The organism is Aureibacillus halotolerans (assembly GCF_004363045.1).
Classification (GTDB): Bacteria; Bacillota; Bacilli; order Bacillales; family DSM-28697; genus Aureibacillus; species Aureibacillus halotolerans.
On the sequence record NZ_SNYJ01000006.1, the window covers coordinates 155,906 to 168,049 of the forward strand.

The window sequence follows — 12,144 nt, forward strand, 5'->3', positions numbered from 1 at the left end:
AAGTAAGAAGGAGATTTTTTATGAAGCAGGTTGTCATACTTGGAGGCGGATACGGGGGTCTTCGCATTTTACAGCGACTGTTAACCGGTGATTTGCCAAAAGAGGTTCATATTACACTCATTGATCGGGTGCCCTACCATTGCATGAAAACGGAGTATTATGCCCTTGCAGCTGGGACGATTTCAGATCAGGACGTGCGTGTCCCATTCCCTGAACATGAGCAGCTTTCGATTATAAATGGAGAAGTTACTGGGATTAATCTTGAAACGAAAGCGGTCACTATGATGGCTAAAGAAGCTGTACCTTATGATGAGTTGATTGTCGCTTTGGGATGTGAAGATAAATTTCATAATGTCCCAGGAACTAAAGAATATACGTGCAGCATTCAATCCATTGAAAAAAGCAGACAAAGCAGCCAGCTATTAAACAATCTACGTCACGGAGGCTCTGTTGGAATTGTTGGCGCAGGGCTAAGCGGGGTTGAGCTTGCGAGTGAGCTTTGCGAAAGCCGTCCTGATTTGAAGATTATGCTGTTTGATCGTGGTGAGTACATTCTCTCCAATTTTCCTAAGCGTCTTAGCAATTATGTTCAGAAATGGTTTACTGAGCATGGTGTGAAAGTGATCAACCGTTCAAATATTACTAAGGTAGAAGAACATACGTTATATAATAACGGGGAGCCTGTTTCCTGTGATGTGATTGTTTGGACTGCTGGTATTCAAGCACACCATCTCGTTCGTAGCCTTCCTATTGAGCAAGACCACGCTGGGCGTGCCGTTTTAACGAAGCACCATTACCTGCCAGATTATGACAACGTATTTATTGTTGGCGATTGCGCCAGTTTACCACAAGCCCCAAGTGCACAACTTGCCGAAGCTCAAGGGGATCAAGTTGCTCAAGTCCTTCAGTTACGCTGGCGAGGAGAAGCGTTGCCTGAATCCTTCCCACCATTTAAATTAAAAGGTGTGCTTGGTTCATTAGGGAAGAAGCACGGCTTCGGTCTTGTTGGTGAACGTCCGTTAATTGGTAGAGTGCCTCGTCTATTAAAATCCGGTGTGTTATGGATGTACAAAAACCACAGCGGTTAACTTCTCAAATCGGTTTGAGGGACATACCCAATATCTTCAAATGCTTTGATAATAGGCTTTAATCGTGGGACACCTTCAGCAACAATTGTGTTGTTTAGGACAACCAGCGGATAAAAATAGTCATCATTGAGAACCGCCTGCACATAAGCCTGTATGTCTTCTTCTAACTCCATTTGATTATCCACATCAATGTATTGACTCTCAAATGGTTGATCTGGGAACTTTCGAGAAATAGCAGCATTTAGCCATTCATGCGTCTCAACTGAGGACGGAGAAGACACACAGCTTGGACATGGCGCATGTCTGCCAATCACAAGCAACGAAGCTTTTTGTTTCATAGGGATCGCCCTTTCTTTGCTTTTCTCAAGCATTTTTAGTCTAACATCATAGCAATTTTCGCGCGAACGATTTATAATATAAAGTATGAAAGGAGTCGATGCTAGATGAACGAACAGGTACAAGAAGTACTTGATAAGCTTCGTCCGTTTTTGCTTCGCGACGGTGGCGATGTCGAACTCGTTGACGTAGACGAAGGTATTGTAAAATTACGTTTGATGGGTGCTTGTGGCACATGTCCGAGCTCTACCATTACGTTAAAAGCAGGCATAGAGCGCGCTCTCCTTGCTGAGGTTCCTGGCGTGCGCGAAGTCGAGCAAGTCTTTTAAATAGCTGTCTTTATGACAAGATTCATAGAAGAACGTACTGCCTGGTGTTATTCACATCAGGTCTTTTTTACGTTTTCAGGCTTTTGAGAAACGCTCGTCACAAGATGTCAATCGATCTATCTCACATTGCTTCTGCTCAGGAACAGTCAACATGAAAAGTTTGCTCTGCGAAAGTTGAGTAATAAACAAAAACATCTCTCCTACTTCAGAAGAGATGCTTCTTTCATATCGCAAACTGTTGCACCTTGAAGCTCTGGCTTCAAAATGGTCACTTCTGCATTTGGAACAACTTCGTGTAAAGCAGCTGCAATGTCTTGCGCTGCTTTTACAGGGACCATGCTTAATGTCGTTGGTCCTGCACCACTCAAAAATGTACCGTACGCACCTGCTGCTTTTGCTGCTTTTCTGACAAGCTGAAGCTCAGGAACAAGAGCAGAACGTGCCTTTTCATGAAAAAGATCAAGCTCCATCATTTTCCCCGCTAGCACCCAGTTTGTCGTGCACAGGGCTGCCACTAGTGTGTTGGCAACGCTACTCGCTTCAACCGCCTCTTGTCTGGAAAAGTGATCTTGCAGGACCTTTCGAGACTCGGATGTCTTTAGTTCATAGGTAGGAATGACCGCTACAAATGCAATATCATCCAGCTTGTCGATGTGAATAAGATCTGTGCACTCTTCCCGATGTGACCCAATGATCAGACCCCCATAAACGGAAGCTGCCACATTGTCTAAATGACCTTCTTCAAGGCTAGCAATACGAAGCTTTTCTTCTTTGGAAAGATTAAGTTGCCCGATCTGGTTGACCAGTTCAATGGCTGCCACAATCGCTGAAGCTGAGCTCCCGAGACCGCGCGCGAGCGGAATATTGCTATCGACAGCAACGTGATGTGGAAACTCCTCAAGGGAAACCCCTTGAGCTCGAGCCAGCTTGTCCGCAACTTCGTAAAGAAGATTATCTTTACCCGTCGGAAGGCTTTCCAACTCCGGTGTACATCCTTTAAAGAACCACTGATCTGCTGGAGTAACGGTCAATTCTAGAAACCGATCGACCGCCATTCCTATCGAATCAAACCCGGGTCCAAGATTGGATGTACTCGCCGGAACTCGTATCATCCACATGTCATTCATGTCGCTGACACCAATCCTTCAATATAATCGGCAACCACATTCTCATCATTTGGTAGCTTTTTCACTTCGACCCCTGCATGATCAATGGCCACACCTGGATCTTTCAAGCCATTGCCCGTTAGAACAGCAACCACCCTAGAGCCTTGCTTGATCTTGCCTTCTTCCACATGCTTAAACACACCTGCAATCGATGCATTTGACGCTGGCTCTGCGAAAACCCCTTCTTTACGTGTCAGCGTTTTGTAAGCATGAAGAATTTCTTCATCTGTCACTGCACTAATAAAGCCATTCGATTCATTTAACGCCGCTACAGCCTGCTTACGACTTGCTGGGTTTCCTATCCGAATCGCTGTTGCAATGGTTTCTGGTTGTTCAATTATTTTGTCATACACAATGGATGCGGCACCTTCTGCTTGGAAACCGTGCACGATTGGCAAGCCTGTGGCATGCTTTTCATTGTATTCCTTAAACCCTTTCCAGTAAGCGGTAATGTTCCCCGCATTCCCGACTGGAATTGCAAGAACATCTGGCGCGCTCCCTAGCTGATTGCAAATTTCAAAGGCACTTGTTTTCTGGCCTTCAATTCGATAAGGATTTACAGAGTTTACGAGTGTGTAACGACCTGATTCTGAAATTTTACGCACCATTTTAAGCGCTTCGTCAAAATTGCCTTCAATAGAGACAACTTCTGCGCCATACATAACAGCTTGCGCAAGCTTCCCAAGGGCGATTTTCCCTTCTGGTATGACAACAACGCAGCGTAACCCAGCTCGCGCAGCATAGGCAGCTGCGGCAGCAGACGTATTGCCGGTTGACGCACAGATGACCGCTTCACTGCCCTCTTCCTTTGCTTTCGCAACGGCCATCACCATGCCGCGGTCTTTAAATGAACCAGTTGGGTTGGCGCCTTCATACTTTACATGCAGGTCAATTCCAAGCTCTTTGGAAAGAGTATGAAGCGGAAGAAGAGGGGTATTTCCCTCTTGTAAAGAAAGAGCTGGCGTTTTTTCGGATACTGGAAGATCATTTTTAAATTCATGAATTAGTCCGTTCCACATCGTTGTTATTCCCCTTCCACACGATAGCTGCTATTAATTTGAAAAACGACATCTAAATCATTTAGTTCATTAACGATACGTTCGTACGCTGACTTTTGTGCCGAGTGCGTAATCAAAACAATTTCAGCGATGCCTGGTTCGTCTTCTAACGGCAGTTGCATAATGCGTTCAAAGCCTATATTATTCGCGGCAAAAAGCTGTGTCATTTTTGAGAAGACGCCAACTTCGTCCTTTACTCTCAGGCGGAAAAAGTATTTTGATCGAATGGACTCATCACTTTTTAATTTCTTTTCATATTGAGGCGTGACAACCGTCTTGCCACTTACACCTAGACGCATGTTTTTAATCACAGCAATGACATCTGAAACAACAGCAGTGGCGGTCGGCAATTTCCCTGCCCCAGGGCCATAAAACATCGTTTCACCTACAGACTCCCCATATACATATACGGCATTAAATTCGTCATTCACGGCCGCTAATGGATGCGTTGCTGGAAGAAGGGTCGGTTGAACGGAGATCTCAATCTCATCACCATCACGCTCGGCAATGCCGATCAGTTTCATCACGTAGCCCATTTTTTTGCTGAATGCCAAATCCTCACCAGACACTTGAGAAATGCCTTTAATATCCACATCCTGCAAACCGACGTTCATTGAAAAACCCAATGTCGCCAAAATCGCCATTTTCCGTGCCGCATCAATGCCTTCAACGTCTGACGTTGGGTCTGCTTCTGCATAACCGAGCTTTTGTGCTTCAAAAAGAACATCATCAAAGGAACGAGAATCCTGAATCATTTTTGTAAGAATGTAATTGGTCGTTCCATTAACAATGCCCATCATTTTCGTAATCCGATCGGACGCGAGCCCGTCAGACAAGCTTCTTAAAATTGGGATTCCTCCCGCAACACTTGCTTCATAGTAAAGATCACAGCCATTTGCCCGTGCGATCTCATGCAGCTCAGGTCCATGTACAGCCATTAAGTCCTTATTTGCAGTAATAACGCTTTTTTTGTTTTCAAGCGCTCGGATGAGATATTCTTTTGTTTCATCTACGCCCCCCATGACCTCTACAATGAGGTCCAATTCAGGGTCATCCAATACGTCGTATGGATTTTCAGTGAGGACGATGTCATTTGCTGGCCATCCACGTTCCTTAGTGCCGTCTTTCACGAGTACTTTTTCAATTTGTATTGGACAGCCGACCTTATGCATCAATTGATCTTGATGGCGATAAATGATTTCAGCCACACCTGTGCCAACTGTGCCTAATCCTAACAATCCAATAGAAACATGATTCTTCAAACGTCCCACCCCACTGTCTTTTATATATAAACAATTGTATTCTTCAGGAGAACAACTTCATATGTGACATTATAATCTTGCGGTTCACTGTTTGACAAGGGGCAGACATCTCTTTTTTTCACCTATTCACCCTTCTTGCCTCATGTAGCCACGACAAATGCTTAGCAAGCTCCGCCGTACGTTGCCCTCCAAGCTGTATGATCATCTTGAGATTGCTCTCATATAAAGAAATTTTATCTTCAAGCTTTTGACGTTTAAGATTGCGTTGCTCTTCTGATCCTTCAGATTCCGCAAGCTCGATGGCGTCAAGTGGGAAAAGGAGCCTTGCAATCAACAGGGTCCATCCAAGTCGAGAAAGCTTTCTATAGGTTAAAAAGTCCCTCAACCAAGACACTGCCGCTCCGTTTCTTCGGAACAGTAATGGTCTAAGCTGTTCCGCAAGATCTCTTGCTGGATGATCATAAATCCAATTAACCGGAAGAGAATAATAAAAGGATTGTTGATGACGGCTACGTCTAGCAATAACCGGCGCATCAGAACCTCTTGGGTCATGGTCGAACCATGCGTCCTTTGCCATTGAAATGGCATTTTCACCTAACGCTTTGACGTACCACGTGTACGAGCTTTCTGTTTCCTTCCATTGGTCTAAGCGTTGTGCCCACAGCTCAGGCCATTGCCCATACGAAGACAATTCTTTTACTGGCAAATTCAATTGCAAGGATGCATTTTGAAACCGTGCCAGCGCCTCTGCCGTTTGTGAAAAGGGCGTGACAGGATTTCTAATGAAAAACAAGATCCCTTCCACATTTAGATGCCGCGTCACAAATCCACCATCTATCCTTTTTACTGCCACAGCAGTTGGTAGCAATAAAGACAAATCATAATTCAACCAGCCTAGCAATTCCTTCTTTTCCTTTAACAGCAGTGAGTCTAGCGGGGCAAAGAAAAATGTACCCTCTGAAGACGTCAGCAAAAAATCTTTTTCTTCTTTCACTTGAATGCCGTATAGTTCAGTCCATTGAGTAAACGTCACGATCACTCCCTCCTTTACTAAGAGAATATGACCGCCATTGGAGATTTACTCATAGACATGAAGTGGTTTCGGCATGACGCATAGTAGGTCGCTTCCCTGTGAAAGCTACATCGTAATGATTCGGAAAGGAAGACAATAATGAACGAATCCTGTTTACTTTATCAAGAGGCCTTTGCTGCACTGCAAAGACGTGGTGTGACGCTAGACGACATTGCCGATCTAGTCTATTTTTTGCAAGAGCCTTATCATCCAGGACTAAAAAGACAGGTATGCCTGCACAATGTTGAACGAGTCATTCGCAAACGTGAAGTACAAAATGCGATTGTCACAGGCATTGCATTGGACGAATTAGCTGAAAATGACCAGCTGAATGAGCCTTTATTGCAAACGATAAAAAACGATGAAAGTCTTTATGGGATAGATGAAGTGATTGCCCTTTCCATCGTCAACGTCTATGGATCGATTGGCTTTACAAATTACGGCTATATCGATAAGGTGAAACCTGGGATTTTAGCACGATTGAATGACAAAAGCTCGGGTGAATGCCATACGTTTTTAGATGATATTGTTGGAGCCATTGCCGCTGCTGCATCCAGTCGGCTTGCTCATAGTGCAGAGGTGAACTCCTAAAGCCTAAACGGGAACTTCGTCAAGTGTATCAACCACCCAGGTTGGGGCTTGCTGCACATTTAATAGGTGCTCTTTCTTCGTCACGCCTGTATGGACAAGAAGAGTATCGATCCCCGCACGAATGCCTGCCAAAATGTCGGTATCATAATTGTCACCAACCATAACGACGTCTTCTTTAGGCAACCCGAGACGTTCCATTGCTTGTTCGACAATAATGGCTTCCGGCTTTCCTATAAAAATAGGTGCCTGACCTGTTGATATTTCGACAACCGATGTGATCGCGCCATTGCCAGGCAAAAAGCCTCGTTCTGTCACAAGCGCTCGATCGGAATTTGTTGAAATAAATGTGGCGCCGTTCCTTACAGCTAAACATGCTTTTGCGAGTTTCTCATACGTCACTTCTTGATCGAGACCGACCACGACATAATCTGGGTGGGTCTCTTCATAGGACAAGCCTTCTTTTTCAAGAGCGACCTTTAACCCTTCTTGCCCAATAAAGTACACTGAACGCCCTTTGTCTCGTTCCTTAATGAAATGAGCTGTAGCCATACTGGTTGTAATGACGTGTTTCGCTTCTGCTGGAACGCCAAATGATTGTAGCTTGGCAGCAACCTCTTCTGGTCGTTTTGTTGAATTGTTCGTCACAAATAAATAATCCATTTGTTTTTCCCGCAGACGAGACACAAATCTAGTCGCTTCAGCTATTTCTTCTGAGCCTTTATACATCGTGCCATCTAGATCGATCAAGTAGCCTTTGTAGGTTTTCATGATGTAGGTTCCTCTCTATCCTTATCCTGTTTGTTCTCTGCCTTGAAGGCATGAACAGAGGTTTCTTGTTTCATAAAGCTTCGGACCGCCTCTGGAAACGACTGAAGAGCCTCCCAGCTTGCTTTAACCGTCTCTTGGAGGGTAACACTATCGATACGGTAAAATTGCCTCACAACATGGCCTCGCTGCTCTAACAGCTTCAAGAGCTGCTGACTTTCTTTCTTCGAGACCACCTGCTCGTCCTCCATAATTGCAATAATATCTTCATAGCTGCCAGGGTCCCGCATGAAATAGCCATCAATGAGCAAATTCCCCGTATCGACAACGGCTTCAATCCAACCTTGGACCATACGTTCGAAGGCTAATTGATCAATGTCTGAGACCCATGAACGTTGTGTCCTGTAAATGTCGTTAAGTCGCTCTATATAGGTTAGCTGTTCCTCAATAAGTGTACGATCCACAAAATACAATGTCTTCAACTCCATTCCAACCGTTTTCCCGAACCTTCTCGCATGACTCCTTGCCTCGTGGGTACATTAATGGCAAGGAGGTGAAGAGATGACTGAGCAGTATAGCGACTTTAAAAATGTAGAAGCCATGCGAAATCAGCTCACGCCTGAACAATTGCCAGAAGGCCCCTATGGGTCTCCACGCAATAAATACACACCCGTCATCAACAAAAGCACTCCATGGAAGGATGGGCAGCGTTACTTGAGTGCATTTAATTACAACGACAAAGAAGCGCACCAAGATACGATGCGCCAAATGCCTGGAGCCCATCCTCCCCATGACGATCCCGATCGCACAGAGCAAAATCCTGATGCGCCGAAATAACTCGTTCCACATCAGCCAAGATGAAGCTGGTGTGGATTTATTGTATTTCACTGCCCAATGATGTTCTGACCTGCGCTTCTGTACAACGGCGCTACGCTTTTCTTGGCTAGCTCCGCGCCGTAGAAGCTGCGGCGCAGAAATCCTCGGGCTAGGGAAATGTGGAGAACCATTTCACTGCCCAATGATGTTCTGACCTGCGCTTCTGTACAACGGCGCTACGCTTTTCTTGGCTAGCTCCGCGCCGTAGAAGCTGCGGCGCAGAAATCCTCGGGCTAGGGAAATGTGGAGAACCATTTCACTGCCCAATGATGTTCTGACCTGCGCTTCTGTACAACGGCGCTACGCTTTTCTTTGGCTAGCTTCGGCTCGCTGAAGCTGCGAGGTAGAAATCCCGGTTCGAGAGAAATGTGAAGAACCATTTCTTCGCCCCGTGATGTTCTACTCTGCGCTTCAAAGCATGCTCGCCTACGCTTTTCTTCTCCCCAACACAAAATAGGGGCAGCCGAAGTTGCAGTACTCGTATAGGTAATCTTGTAGGGTGCTTATTTTTTTGTCGAAGGGGGCTTTGTTTTGGTCGTCGTCGTAAAAGCCTCTTAGTCTTAACTGGTTGTATCCCCAATCGCCTACGATGTAATCGTATTTGTTCAAGATATCGCTATATCTTTCTTTAAAAACGTCTTCTTTAAACGCTTCTCTGAAGTTTTCTATGATTTCATATTGATTTCCTTGGATCTGGATCAATCGCTCACATCCTTTTCTCCCCATCATTTTACCACATTTTCTTCATAAGGAAGGGCTAGGATCTAGAATTCGTATGTGTTAGGCGTTTGTGCTTTTTACGTGTCGTTTCTTCTTTGCCGAACACAAGCATTACGAAAAGCCATAAATTGCTTGTTAATTGTTTTCTACTCTTAGGCAAGCTATGCAAAAGGAGGTTTTTCAAAATGAAACGTTTTTTAGGTCTTGCTTATCTCACAATCATTCTTGCTGGATGCCAAAACATTGGTCAGGAAAATGCTCTCTACTCAAGAGATTCTCATGATGCTGCACCGCTACCAAATCAAGAGGTTGAGCACAACATATACAATACAAGCGCTCATGGCATGGAGAAGGTCAATAATGGTCTTGGCGCTGTGCGTGTTCGCCAACAGGACATCCCTAATAACAAAATGACAATACCAAGCATCAACAAAAAAGACTTGGCCGCCATCATCAGTGGGTTGGTAACAACGATAAAAGGTGTGGACGAGTCCGCTACTTTAGTGACGGATAAAGAGGTACTGATTGCTTATGATCGTAGTGCTGGGAACAAAGAGGACATTGCGGATCAAGTGAAAAAATCTGCGCTTTCTGTCATTCCACGCTGGTTTCATGTGTATGTTGCTGATGATGCTGATTTGTTAACTGAGATTGAGCGTCTTGGCGAACTACCTGCTAGAAAAGAAAAAACGCGGAATGAAGTGACGAACATGATTCAGACGATGATCGCAAACTACCCTCAAGGGGAACGAGTAAGCGATAGCGAAAATGAGAATGGCGAGATGGATGGAGAAATGGATTGGTCTTCTTCTAAGTAAAGGAAGAAAAAGAGTACGTTCAGAAAGGAGGGATCGACGATGGGGTCAATGGGACGAAGAATCGTATTGCTAGTGAGCACATTATGTCTAGGAATACTTGCTTACACCCCTATCACTTCTGCCGCGGAATGGACGGTGGATGATGAACGGGCGTTGTACGATAAAATGGAGGCGTTAACTCATATTCCGTGGCATGCATGGGCAGCAATGGATCAATATGAGCGGAATGTACGAGCAGTGCGGAAGGATTTACCGAAGGCAGAGAGAATTGGCGTCTACTTTACTGATGCCGAATGGAGTGGGTACGCCAATAATCAACAAGCAGATACAGTGCCATGGCGTATTGAATTATTTGAAGGGGTCGGTCAAGATGGTGACAACGATGGAAAAGCTGACCGTGAAGACCCCGAAGATGTCCTTTATACACTAAGCAAACAAATTGTCCCATTTGGATATTCCGCATCTCATATTAAAGAAGCGCTTTGGCGAAGATACCAGCGTGACCAATCCGTTCGGTCCATCCATGCAATGTCAATGATTTATCAAAAAATGGGCACACATCAATTGATTGAACGACACTTCCCACTCCCCCTTTCTTCTCATTATTCATACCGTAGCACATGGGGCGCCAAACGAGGCTTCGGTGGTTTACGTATTCACGAAGGCACTGACCTGTTTGCTAGTTATGGAACACCGGTGATGGCCACAACATACGGTGTCGTCGAAATGAAAGGGTGGAACCGCTATGGTGGATGGCGTTTAGGAATCCGAGATGCAAACAATGTATACCATTACTTTGCGCACCTCCAAGGTTTCTCTGAAGACATCGACATAGGAACAATTGTCACCCCTGGACAACAAATTGGTTCGGTAGGAAGTTCTGGGTATGGACCGCCTGGTACCCAAGGTAAATTCCCCCCACATCTCCATTATGGCATGTACAAGGACAATGGGTTCACCGAGTTCTCATTTGACCCTTTCCCTTCCCTACGTGTGTGGGAACGACAAACAAGAGCAAAGAGAAAATGAGAGCATAGTACTCATTTTTCTTGCTCTTGTTTTTCTAAAGCGTAGATGTCTTATAATCAATTGGTGCCGAGGCGAGCACTTTTGCGCGCAATAAGAGATTTTCATTTGATCAGCTTGCTTATTACGTGCCCGTCTCCTCTTTTTCGTCTTCTTTATTCGTTGGAAAAGGGATGACTGGTGTCGCCTTACCTCCACCAGACTGATAAAATTGTGGCACATCGCCTTCAATAAAGAGATCCCCTATTTTAATGGCATTCGTTATGACCGTTTCTGTTTCGGTTGATGGAATAATGACATTTAAACGAACCGTCATATTGACATAAAGCTCAAGATAGGAATTGTTAATGCCCACCTTTGAGATTTTTGTATCAATCTCCGCTTGAACGTCTCCAATTAAGCTAAAACGGACAGGGATTTTTGGTCCTAGGTTAGCGAGCAAGGCGTTTTGCGTTGATACACCGATTGGAATCCAATACACGACGCCTTCATCGTCCTGAGTCCAAGTAATCTCCATGCCAGCAGGGGCATCAAAGCTTGTCATATCGTCAATGGTTCCTTGTTCAACGTTCTTAATGTAAGCCTCTACATATTGTATAGATGAGGAAAGCAGTTGATTGTACACTTGTGGATTAAAGCTGTAGCTTACTTTGTCCGACGGTCTGTCATGCAAAACAATGAGTTCGCGGATATCAACCCCACCGACGACCTCCTTCTCAATGGCATCATTAATGGCATGCACGGCAAATTGATCTGTTTTTATTTTGGCAAGGTCCATGAGTGTCGGTTCAATGCCTTTATTGACGAGCCAAAGTCCCTGTATCACTAATATGATGAACACGACAACGCTTATCATGATGGATGTGCGCAATCGTATGGGACGTTTCCTTTTTGTCATGGCTGTCCCTCCTATCGTCTCACTATATGATGAGAGTCCAGGCATTTAGAAGTGGACAAGTTTGATTCAGGCATGAAAAAAAGAGCCCTTATGGACTCTTCAGCCTGAACTGTTTGAGTGACAAACGCTCGCTAAGACC

Annotated in this window: 15 protein-coding genes; 6 read left to right on the forward strand and 9 right to left on the reverse strand. The window is 44.9% G+C overall.

All coding sequences use genetic code 11. The features are described 5' to 3' along the window. The first annotated feature begins 20 nt into the window (after positions 1-20). Positions 21-1,088 carry an NAD(P)/FAD-dependent oxidoreductase gene (locus tag EV213_RS09265; RefSeq protein WP_133580241.1) on the forward strand — a complete coding sequence of 356 codons (1,068 nt, stop codon included), beginning with the start codon at positions 21-23 and terminating at the stop codon, positions 1,086-1,088. Here EV213_RS09265 and EV213_RS09270 read toward each other — a convergent pair. Continuing rightward, positions 1,085-1,426, reverse strand: coding sequence for a DUF1462 family protein (locus EV213_RS09270; RefSeq protein WP_133580242.1), 342 nt, complete (start codon positions 1,424-1,426; stop codon positions 1,085-1,087). The genes EV213_RS09265 and EV213_RS09270 overlap by 4 nt on opposite strands. A 105-nt stretch (positions 1,427-1,531) precedes the next feature. Between EV213_RS09270 and EV213_RS09275 the strand changes: the two genes are divergently transcribed. After that, complete coding sequence (locus tag EV213_RS09275; protein WP_133580243.1) at positions 1,532-1,753, forward strand: NifU family protein; 222 nt, start codon at positions 1,532-1,534, stop codon at positions 1,751-1,753. 200 nt (positions 1,754-1,953) lie between these two features. On the opposite strand, the gene thrB is transcribed toward EV213_RS09275, so the two are convergent. From thrB to EV213_RS09295, 4 genes are all read right to left on the reverse strand, one after another. Next, entirely contained in the window at positions 1,954-2,880 is a 927-nt protein-coding gene (gene thrB, locus EV213_RS09280) for a homoserine kinase (RefSeq protein WP_133580244.1), read from the reverse strand. Further along, positions 2,877-3,938 (reverse strand): threonine synthase, encoded by a 1,062-nt coding sequence (gene thrC, locus EV213_RS09285; protein ID WP_133580245.1) that lies wholly within the window; start codon positions 3,936-3,938, stop codon positions 2,877-2,879. The genes thrB and thrC overlap by 4 nt, the downstream gene beginning before the upstream one ends. Positions 3,939-3,943: 5 nt before the next feature. Continuing rightward, entirely contained in the window at positions 3,944-5,239 is a 1,296-nt protein-coding gene (locus EV213_RS09290) for a homoserine dehydrogenase (protein ID WP_133580246.1), read from the reverse strand. Between the two features lie 118 nt (positions 5,240-5,357). Then, positions 5,358-6,272: a protein kinase family protein gene (locus EV213_RS09295; RefSeq protein ID WP_133580247.1), complete on the reverse strand. Its 915-nt coding sequence runs from the start codon at positions 6,270-6,272 to the stop codon at positions 5,358-5,360. A gap of 138 nt (positions 6,273-6,410) precedes the next feature. Between EV213_RS09295 and EV213_RS09300 the strand changes: the two genes are divergently transcribed. Continuing rightward, on the forward strand, positions 6,411-6,902 hold the full coding sequence (locus EV213_RS09300; protein WP_133580248.1) for a phosphatidylglycerophosphatase A family protein: 492 nt from the start codon (positions 6,411-6,413) through the stop codon (positions 6,900-6,902). 3 nt (positions 6,903-6,905) lie between these two features. Here EV213_RS09300 and EV213_RS09305 read toward each other — a convergent pair whose 3' ends face one another. Both EV213_RS09305 and EV213_RS09310 read right to left on the reverse strand, forming a co-directional pair. Continuing rightward, the gene (locus EV213_RS09305) at positions 6,906-7,670 is read right to left on the reverse strand and encodes a TIGR01457 family HAD-type hydrolase (RefSeq protein ID WP_133580249.1); all 765 of its coding nucleotides are present in this window, start codon (positions 7,668-7,670) and stop codon (positions 6,906-6,908) included. After that, entirely contained in the window at positions 7,667-8,155 is a 489-nt protein-coding gene (locus EV213_RS09310; RefSeq protein WP_133580250.1) for a DUF86 domain-containing protein, read from the reverse strand. The genes EV213_RS09305 and EV213_RS09310 overlap by 4 nt, the downstream gene beginning before the upstream one ends. A gap of 73 nt (positions 8,156-8,228) precedes the next feature. Here EV213_RS09310 and EV213_RS09315 point away from each other — a divergent pair, with 73 nt between their 5' ends. Next, positions 8,229-8,504 carry a cytosolic protein gene (locus tag EV213_RS09315; RefSeq protein WP_133580251.1) on the forward strand — a complete coding sequence of 92 codons (276 nt, stop codon included), beginning with the start codon at positions 8,229-8,231 and terminating at the stop codon, positions 8,502-8,504. A 465-nt stretch (positions 8,505-8,969) separates the two neighbouring features. Here the strand turns inward: EV213_RS09315 and EV213_RS09320 are convergent, their stop codons facing one another. Then, the gene (locus EV213_RS09320) at positions 8,970-9,245 is read right to left on the reverse strand and encodes a YutD family protein (protein ID WP_133580252.1); all 276 of its coding nucleotides are present in this window, start codon (positions 9,243-9,245) and stop codon (positions 8,970-8,972) included. Between the two features lie 203 nt (positions 9,246-9,448). Between EV213_RS09320 and EV213_RS09325 the strand changes: the two genes are divergently transcribed. Together EV213_RS09325 and EV213_RS09330 are read left to right on the forward strand one after the other, a co-directional pair. Beyond that, complete coding sequence (locus EV213_RS09325; protein ID WP_133580253.1) at positions 9,449-10,081, forward strand: YhcN/YlaJ family sporulation lipoprotein; 633 nt, start codon at positions 9,449-9,451, stop codon at positions 10,079-10,081. 39 nt (positions 10,082-10,120) lie between these two features. Continuing rightward, positions 10,121-11,110 carry a M23 family metallopeptidase gene (locus tag EV213_RS09330; protein ID WP_341770331.1) on the forward strand — a complete coding sequence of 330 codons (990 nt, stop codon included), beginning with the start codon at positions 10,121-10,123 and terminating at the stop codon, positions 11,108-11,110. A gap of 121 nt (positions 11,111-11,231) precedes the next feature. Here EV213_RS09330 and yunB read toward each other — a convergent pair whose 3' ends face one another. Beyond that, a complete protein-coding gene (gene yunB / locus EV213_RS09335; RefSeq protein ID WP_166639231.1) occupies positions 11,232-12,005 on the reverse strand; it encodes a sporulation protein YunB in 774 nt (257 codons plus the stop codon). Positions 12,006-12,144: the final 139 nt, after the last annotated feature.